General features: G+C 59.5%; 18 protein-coding genes. 4 read left to right on the forward strand and 14 right to left on the reverse strand.

Annotated elements, in window-relative coordinates:
- Nucleotides 1-4: 4 nt before the first annotated feature.
- The 5 genes from tatC to BQ9843_RS08160 all read right to left on the reverse strand — a co-directional run bounded on the left by tatC (nt 5) and on the right by BQ9843_RS08160 (nt 4,776).
- Nucleotides 5-790, reverse strand: coding sequence for a twin-arginine translocase subunit TatC (gene tatC, locus BQ9843_RS08140; protein ID WP_195906645.1), 786 nt, complete (start codon nt 788-790; stop codon nt 5-7).
- On the reverse strand, nt 790-1,398 hold the full coding sequence (locus BQ9843_RS08145) for a Sec-independent protein translocase subunit TatA/TatB (protein WP_075844620.1): 609 nt from the start codon (nt 1,396-1,398) through the stop codon (nt 790-792). The genes tatC and BQ9843_RS08145 overlap by 1 nt, the downstream gene beginning before the upstream one ends.
- 159 nt (nt 1,399-1,557) lie before the next feature.
- Entirely contained in the window at nt 1,558-1,872 is a 315-nt protein-coding gene (locus tag BQ9843_RS08150; RefSeq protein WP_022386813.1) for an STAS domain-containing protein, read from the reverse strand.
- Between the two features lie 132 nt (nt 1,873-2,004).
- On the reverse strand, nt 2,005-3,393 hold the full coding sequence (locus BQ9843_RS08155; RefSeq protein ID WP_075844621.1) for an amidohydrolase family protein: 1,389 nt from the start codon (nt 3,391-3,393) through the stop codon (nt 2,005-2,007).
- 78 nt (nt 3,394-3,471) lie between these two features.
- Nucleotides 3,472-4,776, reverse strand: a complete 1,305-nt coding sequence (locus BQ9843_RS08160) for an aspartate aminotransferase type Ic (RefSeq protein WP_075844622.1) — start codon at nt 4,774-4,776, stop codon at nt 3,472-3,474.
- 100 nt (nt 4,777-4,876) lie between these two features.
- Between BQ9843_RS08160 and BQ9843_RS08165 the strand changes: the two genes are divergently transcribed.
- Nucleotides 4,877-5,131, forward strand: a complete 255-nt coding sequence (locus BQ9843_RS08165; protein WP_022386810.1) for a hypothetical protein — start codon at nt 4,877-4,879, stop codon at nt 5,129-5,131.
- Between the two features lie 163 nt (nt 5,132-5,294).
- On the opposite strand, the gene nhaA is transcribed toward BQ9843_RS08165, so the two are convergent.
- From nhaA to BQ9843_RS08200, 7 genes are all read right to left on the reverse strand, one after another.
- Nucleotides 5,295-6,638, reverse strand: coding sequence for a Na+/H+ antiporter NhaA (gene nhaA / locus BQ9843_RS08170; protein ID WP_075844623.1), 1,344 nt, complete (start codon nt 6,636-6,638; stop codon nt 5,295-5,297).
- 144 nt (nt 6,639-6,782) lie between these two features.
- Nucleotides 6,783-7,709: a manganese-dependent inorganic pyrophosphatase gene (locus BQ9843_RS08175; RefSeq protein ID WP_075844624.1), complete on the reverse strand. Its 927-nt coding sequence runs from the start codon at nt 7,707-7,709 to the stop codon at nt 6,783-6,785.
- Between the two features lie 248 nt (nt 7,710-7,957).
- Nucleotides 7,958-8,947 (reverse strand): ABC transporter ATP-binding protein, encoded by a 990-nt coding sequence (locus BQ9843_RS08180; protein WP_075844625.1) that lies wholly within the window; start codon nt 8,945-8,947, stop codon nt 7,958-7,960.
- Nucleotides 8,947-9,942, reverse strand: coding sequence for an ABC transporter ATP-binding protein (locus BQ9843_RS08185; RefSeq protein ID WP_075844626.1), 996 nt, complete (start codon nt 9,940-9,942; stop codon nt 8,947-8,949). The genes BQ9843_RS08180 and BQ9843_RS08185 overlap by 1 nt, the downstream gene beginning before the upstream one ends.
- Before the next feature lie 10 nt (nt 9,943-9,952).
- Nucleotides 9,953-10,852, reverse strand: a complete 900-nt coding sequence (locus tag BQ9843_RS08190; protein WP_022386805.1) for an ABC transporter permease — start codon at nt 10,850-10,852, stop codon at nt 9,953-9,955.
- A gap of 9 nt (nt 10,853-10,861) precedes the next feature.
- Entirely contained in the window at nt 10,862-11,782 is a 921-nt protein-coding gene (locus BQ9843_RS08195) for an ABC transporter permease (protein ID WP_022386804.1), read from the reverse strand.
- 121 nt (nt 11,783-11,903) lie between these two features.
- Entirely contained in the window at nt 11,904-13,613 is a 1,710-nt protein-coding gene (locus tag BQ9843_RS08200) for an ABC transporter substrate-binding protein (RefSeq protein ID WP_075844627.1), read from the reverse strand.
- Nucleotides 13,614-13,886: 273 nt separating this feature from the next.
- On the opposite strand from BQ9843_RS08200, the gene BQ9843_RS08205 reads away from it, so the two are divergent.
- Both BQ9843_RS08205 and BQ9843_RS08210 read left to right on the forward strand, forming a co-directional pair.
- Nucleotides 13,887-15,236 carry an alpha-L-fucosidase gene (locus tag BQ9843_RS08205; RefSeq protein WP_075844628.1) on the forward strand — a complete coding sequence of 450 codons (1,350 nt, stop codon included), beginning with the start codon at nt 13,887-13,889 and terminating at the stop codon, nt 15,234-15,236.
- 3 nt (nt 15,237-15,239) lie between these two features.
- Complete coding sequence (locus BQ9843_RS08210; RefSeq protein ID WP_075844629.1) at nt 15,240-17,882, forward strand: transglutaminase-like domain-containing protein; 2,643 nt, start codon at nt 15,240-15,242, stop codon at nt 17,880-17,882.
- Nucleotides 17,883-17,970: 88 nt separating this feature from the next.
- Here the strand turns inward: BQ9843_RS08210 and BQ9843_RS08215 are convergent, their stop codons facing one another.
- Nucleotides 17,971-18,915 (reverse strand): ROK family protein, encoded by a 945-nt coding sequence (locus BQ9843_RS08215; RefSeq protein WP_075844630.1) that lies wholly within the window; start codon nt 18,913-18,915, stop codon nt 17,971-17,973.
- A gap of 356 nt (nt 18,916-19,271) precedes the next feature.
- The gene (locus BQ9843_RS08220) at nt 19,272-21,830 is read right to left on the reverse strand and encodes an ATP-dependent helicase (protein WP_075844631.1); all 2,559 of its coding nucleotides are present in this window, start codon (nt 21,828-21,830) and stop codon (nt 19,272-19,274) included.
- A gap of 295 nt (nt 21,831-22,125) precedes the next feature.
- Between BQ9843_RS08220 and BQ9843_RS08225 the strand changes: the two genes are divergently transcribed.
- The gene (locus BQ9843_RS08225; RefSeq protein WP_075844632.1) at nt 22,126-23,124 is read left to right on the forward strand and encodes an NAD(P)-dependent oxidoreductase; all 999 of its coding nucleotides are present in this window, start codon (nt 22,126-22,128) and stop codon (nt 23,122-23,124) included.
- The last annotated feature ends 11 nt before the right edge of the window (nt 23,125-23,135 follow it).

The raw sequence follows: 23,135 nt of genomic DNA on the forward strand, positions 1-23,135 counted from the left end.
AGCGCTACTCGTCGTCCTCATCGGAGAAGAAGTCCAGGCGACCCTCCGTAAGGCCCTTCTTGCCGTCGCGCGCAATGATGACCGTGCGCGTCACCGCAAGCGAAATCTCATAGAGCGAGAGCATGGCAGCATACATGAATATCAAGGTGACAGGGCTTGCATCGGGCGTGATCGAGGCCGAAACCACCAGCATTGCAACGTAAATATAGCGCCATGCCGAACGGAACTTGGAATACGGCACGATGTGGAAGACAGCCAGGTAGAAAACGATCAGCGGCAACTCGAATGCCACGCCAAAACCAATCATCAGCAAAATCTCGATGTTGATATAGTCCTCAAGATTCGCAAAGACCGAGGCAATGGCGTCGGCCTCTCCCAGCAGCCATTCAAAGCCTGCCGGGACAATGATGAAGTAGCAAAAGACCGCGCCGATGAAGAACAACGCCGTAGCGGCAAGAACAGTGGGAACAACCCAACGACGCTCATTGGGCTTGAGCGCCGGCAGGAAAAAGCCCAAAATCTGCCAGATGATCATCGGCGTACACATGACCACAGCGATCTTGATGGCGATAGAGAATCTCAGGGCAAAGCCGCCGAGCGAGGTAGTGATGTAGAACTTGCCATCCGGGACGTACGGGACAATGGGCTCCTTCAGGATGTCCACCAGCACGGGCGTGGCAAAGTACATGACGACGGTAGCAACCACAATGGTGACGATCACAATGGTAAGACGGCGACGAAGCTCTCCCAGGTGATCGAGAAGCGGCATGCGCGCAGGTCCGATGGGCATTATCGGTCGCCTCCTTCCACAGCATCGCCGGGCTGGGCAGAAGCCTCAGCATCCTGGGCGTCGGTTTGCTCCGCCTCCGCCTTGCGCTTGCGCGGGCGGCGAGCGTAAAGGTCGGCCGTGGCACGGTCCTCGGATTCGGCCTCGATGTCCGCGGTGGCGGTATCGGTCGCGGCATCGGTAGCATTGGCGGCATCGCCTGCAGGTGCAGGTTCGGAGGCAGTAGCGGCAACATCAGCAACCGCGGTGTCCTTCTCGGCGGCATCGCCTTCCTGCGCTGCCTGCTCGGCGGCAGCCTTCTCGGCGGCCAGGCGAGCACGGCGCTCGGCAAACGTCTCCTTGCGAGCGGGGGCCTCGGCCTCCTCGGCAGAAGCATCGGTGTCGTCATCATCGTCGTCAACGCGACGCGGGCGTGTGGGCTCGTTGACCGCAGCGGTCATGGGGTCGACCACCTCGGACTGCACCACGCTGGTGAGCTTTTCTTGCGTTTCACGGAACTGACGAAGCGCACGTCCAATGGTGCGACCCATCTGGGGCAGTTTATCCGGCCCAAAGAGAAGAAAGCCGAAGACCAAAATGATCGCCAGCTCAGTCGATCCAATACCGAACAAGGAAACCTCCAACAAGCATGCGCTACGGCACCTGCGACCGTGCCCTCAGCGCAGCATCATGCGAACAAGCGAGCAAAAGTATACCCCGAAGTAGGGCGGCTCGAGGCCGCCCTAAACAAGACTGTGGATTGTTTACGCAGCGCTCATAGGTTCCGCTGTCTAAGCGGCGCTCATGCCAATCTCTTTGTCGACGCCCAGAAGCTGCGCCACGCGCATCACGCCCATCTGAGCGCCCGTGATGGCAAAGCTCTTCTGGTGGTCACGCGCATGATGTGCGGCGCCCACAAGTACGCCGATGCCCGTGGAGTCGATATAGGACACCTGCGAAAAATCGAGCTCGACCTCCGCCGGAGGCTGCTCGAGCGCAAGATCGATCGCGGTGCGCAGTGCATCCGCATTGGAAATATCGACCTCGCCCGCAACGTGGACGGTATAGCGTTCAGGCGTGGGGCTGGTGGTGATGCCGAGTTCCATGTCGTCTCCTTTGCCTTTGATGAAAACAGCCGTGCATCAACCAGACATGGTGACGCACGGCGAGATGAAACTACCTTGCGAACAGCGAAGGCCCTCGCTTTGTCAATTGTAACGTGCGAAAGGACAGCTTCCCTAGTCGCGTAACCTGATTCGCAATTCCTCTGCACGGCGCAAGATGGCATCCACGTCGTCCCGCTCGGCCTCACATGGAAGCGAAAAACCCTCGGCGCGATCGTAAACCACACGACCGTCGATCATCGTCATCATGACGTCGTTGCGGCTGGCAGAATGCACTACCGCAGCATGCGGCGAGTTGGTGGGAACCTGCATGGAGTTCGAGAGGTCCACCGCCACGATATCGGCGCGCTTGCCAATCTCCAGCGAGCCAATCTCCTTGTCCATGCCAATAAGGCGCGCCGCATCGATGGTGGACATGCGAAGCATATCGTGCGCAGACAGGAATCCCTTGTCACCTGAGGTCGCACGCTGCAGCAGCAGGCCAAAGCGCATTTCCTCCAAAGGATCGGTGGAATCTGCTGCGGCGGGAGAGTTGGTGCCCAGCGCCACGGGAATGTGCGCATCGCGGAATGCCAGCAGCGGGGTCACGCCGTTGCCGAGCTTGGCGTTGGAACGCGGGCAGGCAACAACGCCCACGTTTTGCTCGGCCAAGCGCTCGATGTCACCCGGTTCGATGCAGATTGCATGAATCGCCACGACCTCGGGTGCGTAGAGGATGCCCCAGTTGAGCGCATAGCGGATGGGGGAAACGCCCGTGGGCAGGAAGGTATCGGATTGCAGTCCCTCGTACGCATGGGACTCCTCGCTATCGGCGGCAAGAGCAAACGGCGAGGAACCGTAGCGGATAAAGTCTGCCTCCTCACGAGAACCCGCCACATGGACGGCAACAGGGGTCTGCTCGTCGGCATATTCGCCAATGGCACGCAATACCTCGGGGTGCACGGCATAGATCGAACCCGGTCCGATGCCCACGCGCACGAGCATATCGCGATCGGCGGCAAAGGCGCGCCAGTCCTGAATGTCGCGATCGGCAGCGGCCATATCGGCCTCGACGTCGCATTTCTTTGGAGTGATGACCTCGCGATAGATCACGCCGTGCTGGCCGGTAGCGGCGATGGCGCGCAGGGGCGCTCCCGTCTGCGTTACATCGGCAATAGCGGTGATGCCCGCAGACAGAGCCTGCACGGCTCCCAACAGCGCTGCGTCCTCCCAATCCTGCGGAGTGAGCAGGCGGCTCTTCTCCACGATGCGAGCCTTCCAGGGCGCATACGGCACATCCTCAAAAATGCCGCCCATGGTGGAGTACTCCAAATGGCTGTGTGCGTCCACAAAACCGGGAATGAGCGCTGCGGTGCCAAAGTTGCGCACCTCGTCATCCGGATACCAATAGCGCAGCTCATCAAGGGTACTTACAGCAGCAATGCGACCGTTTTGCACCACAACGGCGCCGTTTTCGATGGCACGCCCCACAACGGGCAAGACATATCGAGCGGTTAAGATCATGACAATCCCCCTGAATACATGGGTGCGCCCCGCATGCAGTCGCAGGCTCGGGCGCTCGAACGGTATGTGCTATTCGAGCTACTCGAGCGCCTCGGCGGCGAGCTCGGCGGACACGAGTTTGACGGCAAGTACGAGAACGTCAAGGGCGGCAGAGAGCTCCTCCACCGTGGGATAGCTTGGGGCGATACGGATATTGGTGTCGTGCGGATCCTCCCCATACGGCCAAGTGGCGCCCACCGTGGTAAGCTTGACGCCCATCTCGGCGCAGAGCGCCCCCACACGCTTGGCAGAGCCCTCGGGACCGTCGAAAGAAACAAAGTAGCCGCCGCGTGGATGCGTCCAGGTAGCGCAACCGGTGCCGCCCAGCCCCTCGGCAAGCTTTTCCTCCACGCACTCAAAGCGCGGACGCAAGAACTCGGCATGCTTCTTCATGTGCTGGCGCACCGCATCGAGCGTGGGCAAAAAACGTACGTGGCGCAGCTGGTTGAGCTTATCTGCGCTGATAAGGCCTGCCTTGAGGTGATGCGCAAACTCGGCAAGCACCGCAGGCGAAGCTCCCACAAATCCGATGCCCGCACCCGGGAAGGTGATCTTGGAAGTCGAGGCAAATGCGACCACGCGGTCCTCGGTTCCCGCCTCGCGGGCAATGTCAAAAATGTTTGCGAGCTCGTCGCTCTCATCATAGAGGTCATGGACACAGTAGGCGTTATCCCACAGGATACGGAAGTCGGGGGCAGCGCAAGTCATAGTAGCCAGTCGACACACCGTATCCTCGCTAAAGGTGATGCCCGTGGGGTTGGAGTACTTGGGAACGCACCAGATGCCCTTGATGGAATCATCCGACGCGACCAGGCGCTCGATCTCATCCATATCCGGACCATCCTCGGTCATGGCAACCGGGATGTTGACGATGCCCAGATCCTCCGTGATACCGAAGTGACGATCGTAGCCGGGCACGGGGCACAAAAACTTGACCGGCTTGTCCTCGTGGGCGGCGGCATAGGCCGACCAGGGTTCAGACCCGCATGTTCCGCAACGCCAGAAGGTGCCCACGATATCGTGCTCGATCAGCAGGCTCGAAGAACCCAGCACGAGCGTCTGCTCGGCAGGGCAACCCAAAAATTCGCCAGCAAGCTTACGCGCAGAAGGAATGCCCTCGAAACAACCGTAGTTGCTGCAGTCCACGCTACCATCATGCAGATCGGAATCGGCGCCCAAGATATCGAGCATGGGGCGCGAGATGTTCACTTGCGACGGAGAGGGCTTGCCGCGGGCCATGTCGAGCGCCAGGCCACGAACCTTGACAGCGGCAACCTCGTCTTTGAGCGAGGCAATCGTCTGTGCAAGCTCACCTGAATCCATCTGCTGATATATCGTCTGCATAATCGGCCTTTCACTCGCCGGCGTTGATACACTCCGCTAAAGTATAGCTTTACCGACGCCTCGCTTTATGCGTGGGCGCAAAAGAGCGCGAGGAGGAAACATGCGCATTGGCTCCTTTCAAGCAGATGAGTACGGAGAACTTCAGCGTCTAGTCGACAGCCTGTATTCCAACAAGCATGAAATCGACCGGCTGGACCTTGTAGTGCAAGCCGAGATCCTCGACCTACCCGCCGACCTCATGGAGATCGTGACCCTGTTGCCGCCTGGCATATACGAGCGCTCGCGCCTCTGCGACCAGCTCAACTCCTCCCTCGCCGCCCACGGCTGGGGCTCCCTCTACGGCACCGTAGAATAATCCCCCCCTCTCCCCTAGATGTGACAAAAAGTCGACAGGTTTAATTTGTCACATTTTGCTGTTTGGGGGCGGAATCACACCGTTCACCGCCAAAAAGTCCGCCGCGCATCAAATCAGACACGGCGGCGGACTCATTCTTATCTTGTTTTATTGAGGGCGGGCGCTAACGACGCGGGCAAGCACGACTCATATAGATCATGCCCACGACTGCAGCCGTGACCGAGGCGCCCAAGATGGCAGCCTTGGCCGCCAAGACCTCGAACTCGGCAGCCGGGAACGCCAGGCCGGCAATAAGAATCGACATGGTGAAGCCAATGCCACCCAAGATGCCAACGCCCACGATATGCTTCCAGTTCACACGACGCGGAAGCTCGGCCAGACCAAGCTTCACCAGGACAAACGTCACTCCAAAAATACCAACGGGCTTGCCCAGCAGCATGCCAAGGTACGTGCCAAGCGTCACGTGGTCGACGAGCAAGGCGCCCATGTCCACGCCCACCAGGCGTACCTGCGCGTTCACAAAAGCAAAGATGGGCAGAATCAAGAAGTTCACCGGTGTGCTGATGTAGTGCTCCAAGCGCTGCAGCGGCGGAGTCACACGGTGCATCACGCGTTCCACGCGCGTAGCGGCATGCGTGAAGTCGTGCTGGCCGAGCACATGCGCGTCCTCGTCAAAATGCTCGTCCAGCTCGGGCATAATCTCGCCAAGCCAGTCGGTAAGATTCGAAAGTTTGACACCGCACTTGGCGGGCACGGTAAAGGCCAAGATCACCCCGGCGAGCGTAGCGTGAACGCCCGATCTGAACATGCAGAACCACAGCAGCAAACCCAGAATAATGTAGGGCGCAAGCCTAAAATGACGCGTGCGATTGAGCACAATCAGAAGCACTGTTACCACCACAGCGGCGGCCAGCCATAGCAAATTGGGGCTCTGGCCATAGAAGATGGCAATGGCGAGAATCGAGATAAGGTCGTCGGCGATAGCCAGCGTGGAGAAGAACACGCGCACGCCGTTAGGCACGCGATTGCCCAACAGCGACATAACGCCCAGCGCGAACGCGATGTCGGTCGCCATCGGAATTGCCCAACCATGAATTGCCCCGCCTTTATTTAGGAAGGCATAGATGCATGCGGGAACCACCACGCCGCCCACGGCGGCAAGCATCGGCAGCATCGCCTGGCGCGGGTTGGTGAGCTCGCCCACGGTCATCTCGTATTTAAGCTCGATACCAACCAACAGGAAGAAGATCGCCATGAGGAAATCGTTTACGAAGACCTCAACGGTAAACCCCGCCGTTAGCGAGCCCAAGCCCACAAAGAGCTCTTGTTCCAGGAAATGATGGATGGGTTCGTACGCAGCTGTGTTGGCACACACGACGGCGGCGATTGCAGCGAGCACCATCACCGCAGCCGATATCGTACCGTTTGACGTGACCCGATCCCATAGATCATGGCGCTCAAGGCGCTTTCTCTGGGCGGCGTCGAAGAGCTGGTCGCATGATTCCATAGGCGGCCTCCTTGTTTGAACCTTAAAAGAAGCGCGGCCCGCTGTTATGCGAGTCGCGCTAAACCTTGCGTCTGGAATTATCCTACCCACCGCGCGCAAATCTACACCGTTTTAGGCAGACTTACGCGACATATGCAACCGAAATTACTCAGCAGCAGCGATAATGGGGGCAGCAACCTGCTTTTTGCGGGAAAGCACGCCGGGCATCCACACGCCATCATGCTCGTCAGAAATGGACAGGCCCTTCTGAGCGAACTCCGTGTCGCCCTCGAGAAGCACCTGCGAGCCCTCCTCCATGATATCGGTGATGCACAAGACGATGCCGTCGGCACCCTTCTCGGCAGCGTAGGCACGCATGGCCTCGCGAATCTCGTCAATCATGCCCAGAGCGCGAGACTTATCGACCGTCTCATACTGACCGATGAGGAGCTTCTTGCCAGCAGGCTCGAACATCTTGATGTCGTTGCCCACCATCTCGGCAGCAGTGAAGGAACCGGACGGACGGGTAAGGAAGACCTCCATGCCAAACTTAACGGGATCGACGCCCACCTGCTCGCCCAGCTGGGCGGCCACAGTGCGGTCAACATCGGTAGTGGTGGGGCTCTTGAGCATGAGCGTATCGGTCATCATGGCGGAAAGCAGCAGCTTGGCCTGAACATCGGTGAGCTCGATGCACAACATCTGGGCAACCTTGGTCACAATCGTGCAGCTGGAACCCCACGGGAAGGCGAGGTAGTGCAGGGGGCCGGCGGTCTCGAAATCGCCAATGCGGTGATGGTCGACCACACCAAAGACGGTTGCAGACTTTAGGCCCTCAACGGACTGAGCGCTCTCGTTATGGTCGGTGAGGAGCACGAGCTGGCCTTCCTCAACCGAGTCGATCTGACGCGGCTCCGCCACGCCAGCGTCGGCAAGAAGCTTCGCAGACTCGGCAGGCAGAGCGCCCAGAGCGCAAGCCTCGTAGGTATTGCCGGCATACTCAACCTGATTGAGAAGCTGAGACAGCACGACAGCCGACATGATGGCATCGTTATCGGGGTTCTGGTGGCCAAAAACAAGAACGTTAGCCATGGATTTTCCTCCATTTGCACAGGTGTACTCAAACGAATAAATGGTAGCACGAACTCAAGGTGTGCCCGCCATACGACACGCCCCGGGTTTATTCGTCACATCTCGCGAGGGGACTCGTCACCCAGCACACGATATGAAGGACATGTGAAAGTGTGACAAAATAAACCTGTCGTTTTGCTGTCACATAAGAAGGGGGAGGCGTTCTTGGACGTCTCCCCCCTGGATGCATATATATGCCGAACGATCTGTTAGATCTTCACGCCCGGGAAGTGGCACTTCACAAAGTGGCCCGGGGTGTGCTCTTTCATCTGCGGAACCTCGGTCTTGCACTTCTCGGTAGCATGCGGGCAGCGCGTGTGAAACGGGCAGCCCGAAGGAATGTTCGTGGGGCTCGGCAGGTCGCCCTCAATAAGCACGTGCTTCTTCTCAATCGAAGGATCGGGGATGGGCACAGCGGAAAGCAGGGCCTGCGTATACAGATGCAGCGGGTTGCTGTAAAGATCCTCGTTGGGAGCGACCTCCATCAGCGAACCCAAGTACATGACGCCAATGCGATCGGAAATCATCTCAACAACAGCAAGGTCGTGGGAGATGAAGAGGTACGTCAGGTTGTACTGCTCCTGAACATCACGAAGAAGATTCAGAACCTGAGCCTGAATGGACACGTCAAGTGCCGAAACGGGCTCGTCGGCCATGATGAGCTTGGGGTTAACCGAAAGCGCGCGGGCGATGCCGATACGCTGACGCTGACCGCCAGAGAACTCGTGCGGATAGCGCTCGCCATGAGTGGCCGAAAGGCCAACGACCTCGAGCAGCTCCTGCGCCTTCTTCAGACGCTCGCCCTTGCTCATCTTGGTGTGAACAAGCAGCGGCTCGCTAATAATGTCCTGCACCTTCATGCGAGGATTGAGCGATCCATACGGGTCCTGAAACACCATCTGCATCTCGGCACGCAGCGGACGAACCTCCTTCTCGGAGAGCTTCGCCACGTCTTTGCCCTCAAAGAGAATCTCTCCCTCGTTGGGCTTGATGAGGTGGTTGATCAGACGGCTGGTGGTGGACTTACCACAGCCGGACTCGCCTACGAGCGAGAACGTCTCGCCGGGCATGATGTCAAAGGACACGTCGTTCACCGCGTGCACAAACTTGTTGGCACGACCGAAGAAGTCTTTGCCCACAGGGAACTTCTTGCTCAGGTGACGAACGGACAGCAACGGCTTGGTCTCAGTTGCACTCATTATTGCTGAGCCCCCTCTCGAGCATTGCGATAGAACGGACACGCGCAACGATGGCCCTCGGCAACCGTCTGGAGCTCAGGCAGCTTCTGCTTGCAGGAGTCCTGTGCATACTTGCAGCGCGGAGCGAAACGGCAGCCCTCGGGCATGACGGACAGATCGGGAACGGAGCCGGGGATGGACGGCAGGCGATGCAGGCGCTTGCCCAAACGCGGCACCGAAGCGATAAGGCCCTCGGTGTAGGGGTGCTGCGGGTTAGCGAACAGCTCTTTGACCGGTGCTTCCTCGACAATATTGCCAGCGTACATAACGATGACGCGGCTGCAGGTCTCGGCAACAACACCCAAGTCATGCGTGATGAGCAGGATGCCGGTGTTGCGACGGTTGCGAATGTCCTCCATCAGCGCCAAGATCTGCGCCTGAATGGTCACGTCGAGAGCCGTGGTGGGCTCGTCGGCAATCAGAAGCTTGGGCTCGCAAGACATAGCCATAGCGATCATGACGCGCTGGCACATACCGCCCGAAAGCTCGTGCGGATAGTTGCGAAGCGTCATCTCGGGCTCGGGGATGCCCACGAGCTTGAGGGAGTTAACGCAACGCTCGTGAATCTCGGCCTTGCTCATGTTGCTGTTATGCAGGCTAATGGCCTCGGCAAGCTGGTCCTCGATGCGCATGATCGGGTCAAGAGCGCTCATGGGCTCCTGGAAGATCATGGACATCTCGTTGCCGCGCATGGACTGCATCTCGCTCGTAGTGAGGTCGAGAACCTCTTTGCCGCCAAACTTGATGGAGCCGGAAATCTTGGTCAGGCGCTCGTTATGCAGGCGCATGACAGAAAGCGAGGTTACGGATTTGCCGCAGCCGGACTCGCCAACCAAGCCCACGATCTCGCCAGCGTTGACATTAAAGGACACGCCGTTTACCGCCGTAATCCAATCCTTCTTGCCACGCTTAAATTGCGTTCTGAGGTCCTTGACCTCCAAAAGAGTTTCAGACATCAGGGCCTCCTTAGTTCAGTCGCGGGTCGAGCGTGTCGCGCAGACCGTCACCGAACAGGTTGAAGGCAAGCACGGTCAAGAAAATCACCAAGCCGGGGAAAAGGACCAGGTGCGGAGCAATAGCCAGGTAGTTGCGGCCCTGAGACAGGATCGCGCCCCACTCGGCTTGCGTCACGGATGCGCCGAAGCCCAGGAAGGACAGGGATGATGCCGAAAGGATGGCGCCACCGATGTTCATCGTGAAGTTGACGATGAGGGCCTGCATGGTACCCGGGAAGATGTGCACGAACATGGTGCGAGCGGACGAGCAGCCAATGGACTGCGCCACCTCGACGTACAGCTCACCACGCACCTCGAGCACCGCGCCGCGAATAATGCGCGCAAACGACGGCACCGTGAAAACGGCAACACCAATCATGATGTTGGTGATGCCCGGACCGATGATAGCCACGATGGCGATGGCGAGCAGGATGCCCGGGAACGCGAACATAACGTCACAAACGCGCATGATAAGGGAGTCGACAATGCCGCCAAAGAAGCCGGCGATAAGACCAAAGACGACGCCCGCGGCGGTACCGATGATCGAAGCGGTAAGCGCCGTGCCAAGCGACAGCTGCGTGCCGGCAAGGATGCGGCTAAAGACATCTCGGCCAAACTCGTCGGTGCCCCACAGATGCCTAGCGGAAGGGCCAGCCAAAATCGCGCTGTAGTCGTACGCGTTGGGATCGTACGGCGTGATGTTGGGTCCGATCACGGCAAGAATCAGGATGAAGACGATAAACAGAAAGCCGATAACGGCGGTCTTGCGGCGCAAGAACTTTTTGACAAACTGCCTAACGGGGCTTTGCGCCTTCGGCAGCTCCTCAGCCTCACGCGTTGCGGAGGCAGCATTAGCAGTGGTATCAGACATGGCAACCTCCTATTCGTAGCGCACGCGCGGGTTAATGATGCCGTACAGGATGTCCGCAAGCAGGTTGATCACCATGTACTCCAGCGAGAAGAACAAAATGAGCGCCTGCACAACCTCGTAGTCGCGGAAGCCGATGGAATCGACGAGCAGACGGCCGAGGCCCGGAATCGAGAAAACCGACTCGACCACGACGGAACCGGCGATCAATGCGCCGATCTGAAGCGCGGTGACGGTGATGACGTCGATGGAGGAGTTCTTGAACGCATGGCGCATAATCACGCGATGCTCGGGCAGACCCTTGGCACGTGCCGTGCGAATGTAATCCTTGCCCAGGTTCTCAATCATCGAAGAACGCGTCACGCGCGCCAGAATACACATGATGCCCGCGCCCATGGCGATGGAGGGCAGGATGTAGCCCTTCCACGACTCAAGACCACCTGTAGGCAGGATCCTCAGGTTCACGGCGAAGATCTGCATGAGCTGCAGACCCAGCCAGAAGTTAGGCAGCGAGATGCCGGCGATGGCGATAACCATGCCGATAAGATCGAACGCACGACCGCGGTTCACAGCGGCAAGAACGCCGATGATGATACCCATGATCGCAGACCAAGTAATGGAGCAAATGGTCAGGTAGATGGTGATGGGCAGGCGGGGCGCAAGGAGCGCGATGACGGTGGTCTTATTGGCATAAGAGACACCGAAATTACCCGTGAAAATACCGGTAATCCACTTGATGTACTGCGGTACCAAAGGCTGATTCAAACCAAGCTGGTTACGAATCTCGTCCACTTCGCCGATGGTCGCGGTAGGACCGGCAATCTGGCGGGCGGGGTCACCGGGGATAAGGTGGATGAACAAGAAGATGATGATGGAGATAACGAATAGCAGCGGAATCATGTTGATGATTCGCTTAACGGTGTATTTCCCCATTTAGCTCCCTCCCCTTTCAAATCAAGGACAATCAAACCGCAAAACTGCCGGCCTCCGCGGACGGGAGGCCGGCAGCCAAAACTGCTTGCTTGTCAGCTTACAGAATCAAACACGCGCAGCCTTAAGCGTTGAGCTTAGCGTGAGTGACGTCGATGCCCTGAGCAACGTACTTGATGCCGGTAAGGTAAGCCTTGTAGGACATCAGCGTGTTGTCGGAAGCGAGGTACAGCCACGGGCACTCGGGCCAGACGATGTCCTGGCACTTGGCGTAGTGCTGGTTCTGCTCGTCCTCGGTCTTGCCCTCGTTGCCAAGCTGGAGCTCGTTGTCGAACTCTTCGTTCTTCCAGAAGGCGGTGTTGTAGCCGGTCGGAGGAGTCATAGCGGTGGAAAGCAGCGAACGCATGAAGCCGTCAGCGTCAGACTGGGACCAGTTAACGTACCACATCTGAATCTTGGTGGTGTCCTCGGGCTCGGCAGCGATCTCGGCGTTGGTAGCGGCCTCGTTGGGGACAACCTTGACCTCGATGCCAACTTTCTTGAGCTGCTGCATGACAAAGGTCATGCCCTTGGTCTCCTGCGTGGAGTTATCGCCGATGATCTCGACCTCGAAGCCATCCTCGTAGCCGGCCTCCTTGAGAAGGGACTTGGCCTTGTCGAGGTCGTAAGCAAACGGCTCCTGCTCCTTGTAACCGGGAACGAGAGCGGGGAGCACGGAGGTAGCCGGGGTAGCGGCACCAGCGTACATAACCTTGACGTACTCGTCCTGGTTGAAGGCGTAGTTCATGGCCTGACGCACGCGAACGTCGGAGAGCTCCTTGACGTTGGTGTTAAGAGTCACATAGCGCATGGTGGTGGAGGGCATGGAAACCATGTTGATGTCGCCAGCGCTGCGGACGGTAGCGACCTGGTCGGTCGGCATCGGGTAAATGACCGTAGCCTCACCAGTCTGAAGAGCGGCGATACGGGAACCAGCCTCGGGAATGATCTTGAAATCGACGCGGTCGATCGTGACCTCGCCCTCGTCCTTCTGGCCGCCCCAGTACTTGTCGTTCTTGACGAGCGAGCAGTGGTCGCCCTTTGCATACTCTTCGAGGACGTAAGGACCAGAGCCAGCGGACTTCTTGCCGTAATCGTAATCCGGATCGGTGACGACCTTAGGATTAACGATGTAGAACTGCGTGATGGAGTTCATGAACGGAGCGTAGGGCTTCGGCAGGTGGAAAGCGACCTTCAACGGATCGTCGTCAACCTTGTACACGTTGTCGATGCGAGTCTCTTCGGTGTTGTCATCGATGGTGCGGATGAACATGCGGCGGCGGCGCCAACCGTTCTCCTTCTTGATGCACTCCTGATAGTTGGTGACGATAGCGTCTGCATCGAGCGGCGTACCGTCCTCAAAGGTGATGCCCTCATGAAGATGGAAGGTGTAGGTGCAGGCGTCCTCGGAAACCTCATAGGAGTCGGCAGCCTTCGGGATGAGGTTGTAGTCCTCGTCGAACGCATACAGGGAATCGTAGATGTAGTACACGACGTTGCCGGAGTTGCCGTCGGACCAGTTCATGGGGTGCATGTTCTGGATCTCGCCCTCGAGCGCGATGACGCACTCGTTCTTGGGGGCCTTGCCGTCGGTCTTCTCAGCCTTGACGACGAAACCGTCCTTGTCAGCAACGATCTCCTCGACGGAGCTAGAGCTGGAGCCGGCTGCGGAGCCCTTGGTGTCGGAACCGGTGTTGCCGCAAGCAGCAAGACCGAGAGCGGCGGCGCCAGCAGCAGCGGCACCGACGAAACCACGGCGGGAAACGGCGGGGTTAAGCTTGTTTTCCAAGTCCATGAATACTCTCCTTTCGCGCCTGCGAGCCATCCAGAATCGCGGGCACCCTTTTTTCCTCTACGCGGCCTTCGAAGTCTTTCGTCTCCGCGAAGAACCACGCATCACATCTTATTGTATTAAATTCGCCCTGTTTCTCCGTTTACGATGCTTTAACATGACTATCCGAGCAGGTAAACGGTGGGTCGACTTACCGCTCACACCTAAATAACTACCTTTCACGGCCCACAACACGTGATTTGTACACAAAACGTCGGCAGCAGAACGGAGATTGCCATGACCTATCAGTTTGACCGCGTTCGGTATAACGAACGCATGAAATGGTACCTGCACGATCGCTTTGGCCTTTTCCTTCATTTCGGTTTGTACTCCATCCCCGCTCGCGGCGAATGGGTTCGCAGCGATGAGGAGATGCCTGAGGAACTATATCAGCCCTACTTCGATGAGTTCAACCCCTATGCCTTCGATGCCCGCGCCTGGGCACGCGCCGCACGTGAGGCCGGTATGAAATATGCCGTACTCACCGCAAAGCATCACGACGGCTTTTGCCTCTTCGACACCCAGACCACCGACTGGAAATCAACCAAGACTCCCTTTGGGCGCGATATCGTCGCCGAGTTCCTCGAGGCGTTTCGTGCCGAGGGTCTAAAAGTAGGCCTGTACTACTCGATCATCGACTGGCACCACCCCGACTTCCCCCAGTACGGCGATCGCCAGGCCCCGCTGCGCAACGACCCCGTAGCAGGCTGCAACGATAAACGCGATTTCAACCGCTATCTCGACTACATGCACGAGCAGGTGCGCGAGCTGTGCACCAATTACGGCAAGCTCGACCTGCTGTGGTTCGATTTTGCCTACGACTCGCCCGTCAACGGCATGAAGATGCGCGGCGAAACCTGGCGCGCAACCGAGCTCATGAGCATGGTGCGCGAGCTGCAGCCGCAGGTCATCACCGACAATCGCCTCGAGGTCTCGGGTGAGGGCTACGGATCGCTCGCAGAGTGCAACCCCACACCCTATCACGGCGACTTCGTAACGCCCGAGCGCATCATCCCGCCGACCGGCATCCTGGACGCTGAGGGCAACCCCCTTGCCTGGGAATCTTGTATCACCATGAACGACAACTGGGGCTACTGCTCTACCGACACCAACTACAAGCCCTCGTCGCTGCTCATCCACAAGCTGGTGGAGTGCGTCTCCAAGGGCGGCAATCTTATTCTCAATGTGGGCCCCGACGCGACAGGTCGCTTCCCCGAGCAGTCCTGCGCCATCCTGAAGGAGATCGGTGCCTGGATGGCGCGCAACTCCCAGAGCATCTACGGCGCGGGCATGGCCGCAGGCGGCCCCATCGAGCCCGAGCGCCCCGAGTGGGGTCGCATCACACGCAACGGCAATACGTACTACTTCCATCTATATGAGAATGCCCTGGGCCCCGTGCCGCTCATGGGCGTGCCCAAAGATCGCATCGAGTCCATTCGCCTTCTGCGCGATGGCAGCGAGGTCAAGCTCTCTACCAGCTGGACGCACAGCGACTATCCCGACATCGCGTTCGCCGATCTGGGTCCCTCGCCCTATCTGCCCGATCCCGTTGACACCGTCTTGGCCGTCAAGATCAAGGAGAACTAACACATGCGTATTCTCTCCCCCGCCTTCGCATCCTTTGCCCAAGCTAAATTTGACGAGCGTGCCGAGCTGCTCAAGCCGCTCGCGAGCACCATCGCCGCGGGCCTTGCCCGTGTCGACAACGCCGACGTCGCTGCGCTCATCAAAAATTACTATGGCACCCTACCGCTCACCGACGTATTCGACGCCGATTTCTCCGTGTTCGAATCCATCGCACGCCAAGCCGTCGAGCTTCGTACCACCTCGCCGTGGTGCCGCGATGTTGACGAAGATATCTTTATCCACTTTGTGGCAACCCCGCGCGTGAACAACGAGCCGTTTGTCGATTCCTGGCCTATCCTGCGCAAGGAGCTTGCAGAACGCATCGCGGGCATGAGCGCGCACGACGCCGTGCTCGAGACCAACTACTGGTGCTGTGAGACCGCAACCTATCAGACTGCCGACGAGCGCACCCTGGGACCGCTGGGCATGCTGGCCTCCGGCAATGGCCGCTGTGGCGAAGAGTCAACCTATCTGGTCACCGCACTGCGCGCAAACGGCATCCCCGCTCGTCAGATTTACACCCCGCTTTGGGCCCATTGCGATGACAACCACGCCTGGGTCGAAGCGTATGTCGATGGCGAATGGTACTATCTGGGCGCCTGCGAGCCCGAAGAGGCGCTTAACCGCGGTTGGTTCACCGCCGCCTCCGGACGCGCCATGCTGGTGCACACCCGCTTGTTCTCCGACTACGGCTGCGATTTTGAGCGTGATCGCAGCATCCTCGCGCGCGAAGGCAGTCAGGTCATCGTGAACCAAACGGCGGCCTACGGCCCCACCGTTAAGCTCACGGTTACGGTCACCAGTGAGGACGGCGCGCCCGTCCGCAATGCCTACGTGCGCCTGACGCTTGTAAACTCCGCCGAATGGGGCGACATCGCGCACCTCATCACCGATGAATGCGGCCATGCCCAGATTGTGATCGGCGAGGGCACTCTGCGCGTTATCGCCGCAACCGAACATCAAATGGCAGATGCCTTGGTCGACACCGATGAGTGCGATCACGTGGAACTTACCCTGCACGACGTGGACACGGCTGCAGCCGCCGCATGGCGCGATATCGACGTCCACGCACCGGCAGACCATCCCGCCCCCTCCTGCCCCCTCACGCCCGAACAGACAGCATCTGGCCGTGCTCGCAAGCAAGAGGCCGACCAGATGCGCACCGAGCGCGTGGCAGGCTTTGTCGAGGAGGCGCGTCGCCTGGCAAACGCCGCAGGCCATGGCAAAGACGAATGTCTCGCCTATTATGAGCAGGCTTTTGCCAATGCCCCCGAAGTTGATCGCTTCCTCTCCGTGGACAACGGCGCCGATCGCGTCCAGCTGCTCTCGACGCTCACCTCAAAGGACTTCCGCGACCTTACCGCCGATGTTTTGGAAGACCATCTGGCCGGCGCCCGCGCCATGCACGACGCCGCCATCGCTTACCTCGAGCGCGAGGGCGCAAAAGACGATGCCGAGGAGCTCTACGTCAAGTACGTCCTCGCTCCGCGCATCATGTTCGAGCAGCTCTCGAGCTTCCGCTCCTATTTTGTCGAGACTTTTGACGCGACGACAGTCGAGGGGTTCCGCGCAGACCCGCGCCGTGTTTGGGACATGATTTGCGAAAACCTCGACTTCACCGCTTCCGAGCACGTCAAGAAGCTCTGCGCCAGCCCGCGCGGTGCCTGGCTCTCTCGCCAGGGCAGCCCCGTCACCTGCCGCGCGCTGTTCGTGGCAATCTGCCGCACCTTTGGTATCGCCGCTCGTCAAAACCCGCATGATCGCGCCATCGAGTATTACCACCAGGGCGCATTTGTGGCCGTCGAGCGCGCCGAGCATACCGCCGACGTCACGTTCACTTCCACCGTGGAGCCCGGTCCTGGATATTTCCAGGCCTGGAGCGTTGCCCGTCTGGAGACAAGCGTTACGGTTGCCGGAACTCGCGCGCTGGGCTTCGAGGCCCTCGACTTCTGGGGCGCCTCGGTCCAAGACGGCTCGTGCACGCTGCCGCTTCCCGCCGGCGATTATCGCCTGGTGTGCAGCACGCGCTTGCCCAACGGCGATACGCAGGCAGCCGAGCGCACCTTCCATGTAAGCGACGCAGGCACCGACAAGCCCATCGAACTCGTCCTGCGCGAGCCCGAGGCATCACAGATGCTCGAGGATATCGCACTCGAGGCCTTCGCCCTGTGCGACGCCGACGGCAACGTTGTCGATGCCGCAAAAATCGCTGCCGAGCACGGATCGGATTCACACCCGGTTGCCATCTCGTTCCTGGAGCCTGGAATGGAGCCTACCGAGCACCTGCTCAACGAGCTTCGTGAGCAGGCAGAGCGCGTCGCCGAAGCCGATCTGCCGCTCGTCCTCGTGATCAGCGACCCCGCCCAACTCGATGACCCCACACTCGCTCGCACGCTTCCCACGCTCACCGGCGCGACCATCGCCTACGACGACTTTACCGAGCTGCCCGAGAAGCTCGCTCGCCGCATGTTTGCGAATCCCGAGAAGCTGCCGCTCACGGTGCTTGCCTGCAAGCAGCCCGACGGCAGCCTGCGCGGCGTCTATGCAACCGCCGGTTACAACGTTGGCACTGTCGATTTGCTGATGAAGCTCATCACTCTCGTCTAGTGCAAGGCGAGCTGTATTCGCCAACAAGCAAAGGGGGCGCCTCGTCTGAGGCGCCCCCTTTTTGCTGTGATCGATATGACAAGGCGTGTTACGCGTTGGTCACCGCGTAGTAGGCGGCGCCGAGCATGCCGGCGTCGTTGCCAAGAGAGGCAACGGTGATGGGCGTGTCCGCGCAACAAGACAGCGTCATCTTCTTGAACACCTCGGTCACGCGGTCAAGATAATGCTCAGCACCGGCAGAAACGCCACCGCCCAGCACGAAGACCTCGGGATCGAAAGAGCATGCGGCGTTGGCGAGCTCGAAACCCAGAGCGCCTGCCATGGTATCGACAGCGGCACGCGCGGCTTCATCGCCTGCAACGAGGGCTTCGAACACGCTGCGCGAATCGGAAGGACCGGAAAGCTCAACAGGCTCGCTACCACGCTTCTCGCACTCCAAGCGATAGCTGTTCACGATGCCCGTAGCCGAAGCATACTGCTCCAAGCAGCCATAACGACCACAGCCGCACTGACGCGTCTCGGCAGGATTGACAATCACGTGACCCAGCTCGCCCGCAGCGCCGTTCGCACCTGCAAGAACCTTGCCGTCGCACACAACGCCCGCACCGATGCCAGTGCCGAGCGTCACGAACACGAGGCTGTTATAGCCCGCACCGGCGCCGCGCCAAAGCTCTCCCATAGCGGCCGCGTTGGCATCGTTGAGAAAACCAACGTATACGCCCGGGAAGGAAGCCTGGAGCGCGTCGTGCACGCCCAACAAATTGAGACTCAGGTTGGCGATGACAGAAATGTTTCCGTCGGCAGGAACGGGGCAGGGAACTGCAAGGCCGATACCCTTGAGCAGGGAAGCATCGACATCGGCACCCTCGAGCACGGACTTGACGCCATCCGTGACGGCGGTATAACCGGCCTCGTCAACCAGCGGAGGCGTGGGGACGCCCGCCTTGGCAACGACGTCACCTTCTTTGGTCATAACGCCGATCTTGACCGAAGTACCGCCCACGTCGATGCCAACATAGAGTTCGTCTGCCATGTTCGTTCCCTTTCCACCGCGAGCGCTTATCGCCCGTAATTATCGCTATGCCCGAATGATAGCGCGATACGCCCCAATCGTGCCTCAGGCATCGTGGAGTGGTAGTAACCACACGCCTATCCGGCGTTCCGCACGGATCAAGACCCATCGGCACACTGTAGTGCCGAAGGTTCGCCCAAAAGAGGAGGGTACCGCGCCTAGCGTGCGGCGCCCGACGTCCCCAGCTAGTCCCCTGCGGGACCAGGTCATCGGCGCGCTGTAGTGCCGGAGGTTCGCCCGAAAGAGGAGCGCCGCGTACTTAAGTACGCAAGCGACGATTGAGGGTGAAGATCCGGTGCTACAGCGTGCCGATGGGGCTACAGCTTGACGATGGGGGCGAAACCCTTCATGAGCTTCTTGGTTTTCCCGCTCTTCTCGAACTGGACCTCGATCATGTCGCCATCGACCGAGATAACGGTGCCGGCGCCAAACGTCTTGTGGCTCACAGCGTCACCCACGGCAAAGACCTCGGCAGCACGCGCGGCATCGGGACGGCGCTGCTCGACCGGAGCGGATGCCTTCTGTTGACGCGGACGCGCGGCACCGCTGCCAAACGTAGCTGGCTTGCGACCCGCATCGGGGCTCACGCCGCGATGGCGCTCGGTTCCCGCCACGCCAAAGAAGCTGTCATACGACCCGGCAGAAGCGCCTGAGCCTCCCGTCGAACGCGTATACGAGCCAAACACGCGCCCACCGTACATGTCCGATCCCTGACCGGATCCAAAGGTTCCACGGCGGTCGCCGCGCTTCTCCCAGCCCGTGCCGGAAAAACCGGATGATCCGATACCGGAAAACTCGATATCCTCATCGGGAATCTCATTCATGAAGCGCGAACGAGGATTGGCCTGCGTAGAGCCGTAGGTACGACGGGTGGCAGCATAGGTAAGGAATAGGCGCTTGCGCGCACGCGTGATAGCAACATATGCCAAGCGACGCTCTTCCTCGAGCTTCGCCGCGTCCTCTCCACCAAAGCCGGCAACATGCGGGAAAATGCCCTCTTCCATGCCGGCAACGAATACCGCAGGAAACTCCAGACCCTTTGCCGAATGGATAGTCATCATGGTGATGGCGCTCGACTGGCCCGAAAGCGCGTCGAGGTCCGAGCGAAGGGCGAGCCATTCCATCAGCGCAGGAAGCGCTTTGCACGCCAGCGGACCATAGGTGCGCTCGATCTCCGAGGCGGCCTGCGCCGCGCTTGACGCGAAAGGCGCATCTGCAAGCGTGGACGCCGGAGCAGACTGTGGCACGTCGCCGACACCGGCAGCGCGCAGCTCCTCCAAACTCTCCAAGGTGCCCTCGATATCCTCGTGGCTCTCTTCGAATTCGGCAGCTACACCCATGAATTCCTGAATGTTCTCGGCGCGCCCCTCGGCCTCCATCGTGCCCTCGCTGCGATACGCCTGGACAAGACCCGCGCTCTCCACAATAGCCTCGACCACGTCTTTGAGCTCGCCATCCATACGGCGACCACGGCGCACGATGTTGACGAAATCGGCCAGGCCGTTGCGAACCTTGGCCGAGAACATGCCTGTCTCGGCACAAGCGAGTTCGCACGCCTGGAAAAACGAGCAGCGGTTGGAGACGGCAAGCATCTCAATCTTTTGGATGGATGTGGAGCCGATACCACGACGGGGCGTGTTGATCACACGCTTGACGCTCATCTCGTCGGCAGGATTCACCACCATCTTGAGATAGGCCATCACATCGCGCACCTCGGCACGATCAAAGAACCTCGTGCCGCCCACAATCTTGTAGGGCACGCCTGCGCGCAGGAACATATCTTCCAAGATACGCGACTGCGCGTTCGTGCGATAGAACACGGCGATGTCGTCGTACGGAGTGCCGCCGTCATGAAGCTTGTCGATTTCCGAGGCGATCCAGCGCCCCTCATCGCGCTCGTCACTTGCCTGATAGGCCTGAATCTTCTCGCCATCGCCCGCGGCGGTGAACAAACGCTTGTCCTTACGCTGCGAGTTATGGCGCACCACGGCATTTGCCGCCGAAAGGATATGGCCGGTCGAACGGTAATTCTGCTCGAGCTTAACCACCTTGGCATCGGCAAAATCCTGCTCGAAGTCAAGGATGTTGGAGATATCGGCGCCGCGCCAGGAATAAATCGACTGGTCGTCGTCGCCCACAACCATCAGGTTCTTGTACTTGGCAGCGAGCAGGTTCGCGATCTCGTACTGCACGTGATTCGTATCCTGATACTCGTCTACGCTGATATAGCGGAAACGCTCCTGATATTTTTCGAGCACCTCGGGGCGGCTGCGCAAAAGCTCAAGCGTCCGCACGAGCAAGTCGTCAAAGTCCATCGCGTTCGCGGCACGCAGGCGACGCTCCAGCTCTGCGTAAACACGCGCGGCCTTCTCTTCCTGAGGACTCGACGCGCGGGCGCTCATCTCGTCCGGGCCGATCATGGCGTTTTTCGCCGCCGAGATCTTGGAGCGAATCATGTTGATGGGGTACTGCTTTTGCTCGATGGAAAGCGCCTGCATGATATCGCGCACCATGCGGCGAGAATCGTCATCATCGTAGATGGAGAACTGGCCGGTATAGCCCAAAAGATCAGCATCCTCGCGAAGCATGCGCACGCACATAGCGTGGAACGTGCATACCCACATGCCACGCGTGCCCTCCGGCAAAAGAGAGCTTAGACGCTCGCGCATCTCAGCCGCAGCTTTATTGGTAAAGGTGATGGCAAGGAGCTGCCACGGACGCACGCCCAGGTCGGCAACCATGTGAGCGATGCGGAAGGTGAGCACGCGAGTCTTACCGGAACCGGCGCCGGCAAGCACCAGAAGCGGCCCCTCGGTAGTAAGCACGGCTTCGCGCTGGGCGGGATTGAGCGAATCGATATCGACGGCGTACGCCATGAATAGAACTCCATTCCAAACGGCGCGATGGCGCCAGACACATGAGCCGTACCAGTATAGCCGCCCGCACGGACGCGCGGGGCAAGCAACCCTGTGACCATCAGGGGCTCACGAGCGGGCACCAATGTGACAAAAAGTCGACAGGTTTAATGTGTCACATTTTCACAGTCCCTTCATATAACGCGCCCGCACCACAATACCGATTGTGGCGCGGGCGTTACGTTATTCCCTCCTCCTCGCAAAAGCGCGCACGCCGTCGCATAATGAGGGGCGAATAAACGAAGGAGAAAACCCAATGGCGCATCGCATCCTGTACTACATGGTGGACGGCTCGACAGCAAAGGCCCAGCAGATCCTGAAAGAATGGGGCGTAGACGATCAGATCGAGCTCATCGGGTGCGCACATGAACCGCTTGTCGACCCCAGCCCCGCACAGATGGTTGGATGCGAGGGCTTTATTGGCGAGTTCGGCCCTGTATCGCCAAAGACGGCAGGCGCCATGGCGGACGCGGGCATCCGCATCGTCTCGAGCATGTCTATCGGAATCAATCACGTCGATGTGTCGGCCCTTGCACAGCACGGCATCATCACCACCAACTGCCCTGGCTACTGTTCCCTCGATGTCGCCCAGCACGCAGCAGGGCTCATGCTCGACCTCATGCGCAGCATCACCTTCTCCAACCGAGAAGTACTCGCCGGTGCCTGGGAGCCCACTGGAGGCTATACCGCGCACCGCACGCAGGGGCAAACAATCGGCCTCGTATTTTTTGGCAACATCGCCCGCGCCATGGCAAGCATCGTGCAGGCGCTCGGCATGAACGTCGTGGTGTGGGCGCCTACCAAGACCCGCGAGGACCTTGCCCAAGCAGGTTGCACTAAAGCCGAAACTCTCGACGAGCTGCTCGCTGTCTCCGACGTGGTGAGCCTGCACTGCCCGCTTATTCCGCAAACCGAAAAACTCATTGGCACCCACGAGCTCGAGGCCATGAAGCCTAGCGCCTTCTTGATCAACACCGCCCGCGGCCCCGTCATCGACGAGGAAGCGCTGCTCGCCGCGTTGGACGAAAACATCTCCAGCAACGGCACACGCGGCATCCGCGCTGCCGCTCTCGATGTCCTTGCCGATGAGACCGCTCCCAATCGCGCCCTTATCGAGCACCCCCGCTGCATCGTCACGCCGCATACCGCCTACTGCACCGAGGAGGCCAACGACACCTTGCGCCGCATGACGCTCAAGGCACAGGTCGACTATCTTGTTCGAGGCATCATGCCCGAGCACGTCGTCGCGGTATAGCAAAAGCGCCG

This window comes from Collinsella bouchesdurhonensis (assembly GCF_900155365.1).
GTDB lineage: Bacteria > Actinomycetota > Coriobacteriia > Coriobacteriales > Coriobacteriaceae > Collinsella > Collinsella bouchesdurhonensis.

Excerpts from the sequence above, each read along its gene's own strand:
- tatC (WP_195906645.1), bottom strand. The coding sequence starts at position 790 with ATGCCCATCGGACCTGCGCGCATGCCGCTTCTCGATCACCTGGGAGAG.
- BQ9843_RS08150 (WP_022386813.1), bottom strand. The coding sequence starts at position 1,872 with ATGGAACTCGGCATCACCACCAGCCCCACGCCTGAACGCTATACCGTC.
- BQ9843_RS08155 (WP_075844621.1), bottom strand. The coding sequence starts at position 3,393 with ATGATCTTAACCGCTCGATATGTCTTGCCCGTTGTGGGGCGTGCCATC.
- BQ9843_RS08160 (WP_075844622.1), bottom strand. The coding sequence starts at position 4,776 with ATGCAGACGATATATCAGCAGATGGATTCAGGTGAGCTTGCACAGACG.
- BQ9843_RS08165 (WP_022386810.1), top strand. The coding sequence starts at position 4,877 with ATGCGCATTGGCTCCTTTCAAGCAGATGAGTACGGAGAACTTCAGCGT.
- nhaA (WP_075844623.1), bottom strand. The coding sequence starts at position 6,638 with ATGGAATCATGCGACCAGCTCTTCGACGCCGCCCAGAGAAAGCGCCTT.
- BQ9843_RS08175 (WP_075844624.1), bottom strand. The coding sequence starts at position 7,709 with ATGGCTAACGTTCTTGTTTTTGGCCACCAGAACCCCGATAACGATGCC.
- BQ9843_RS08180 (WP_075844625.1), bottom strand. The coding sequence starts at position 8,947 with ATGAGTGCAACTGAGACCAAGCCGTTGCTGTCCGTTCGTCACCTGAGC.
- BQ9843_RS08185 (WP_075844626.1), bottom strand. The coding sequence starts at position 9,942 with ATGTCTGAAACTCTTTTGGAGGTCAAGGACCTCAGAACGCAATTTAAG.
- BQ9843_RS08190 (WP_022386805.1), bottom strand. The coding sequence starts at position 10,852 with ATGTCTGATACCACTGCTAATGCTGCCTCCGCAACGCGTGAGGCTGAG.
- BQ9843_RS08195 (WP_022386804.1), bottom strand. The coding sequence starts at position 11,782 with ATGGGGAAATACACCGTTAAGCGAATCATCAACATGATTCCGCTGCTA.
- BQ9843_RS08200 (WP_075844627.1), bottom strand. The coding sequence starts at position 13,613 with ATGGACTTGGAAAACAAGCTTAACCCCGCCGTTTCCCGCCGTGGTTTC.
- BQ9843_RS08205 (WP_075844628.1), top strand. The coding sequence starts at position 13,887 with ATGACCTATCAGTTTGACCGCGTTCGGTATAACGAACGCATGAAATGG.
- BQ9843_RS08210 (WP_075844629.1), top strand. The coding sequence starts at position 15,240 with ATGCGTATTCTCTCCCCCGCCTTCGCATCCTTTGCCCAAGCTAAATTT.
- BQ9843_RS08215 (WP_075844630.1), bottom strand. The coding sequence starts at position 18,915 with ATGGCAGACGAACTCTATGTTGGCATCGACGTGGGCGGTACTTCGGTC.
- BQ9843_RS08220 (WP_075844631.1), bottom strand. The coding sequence starts at position 21,830 with ATGGCGTACGCCGTCGATATCGATTCGCTCAATCCCGCCCAGCGCGAA.
- BQ9843_RS08225 (WP_075844632.1), top strand. The coding sequence starts at position 22,126 with ATGGCGCATCGCATCCTGTACTACATGGTGGACGGCTCGACAGCAAAG.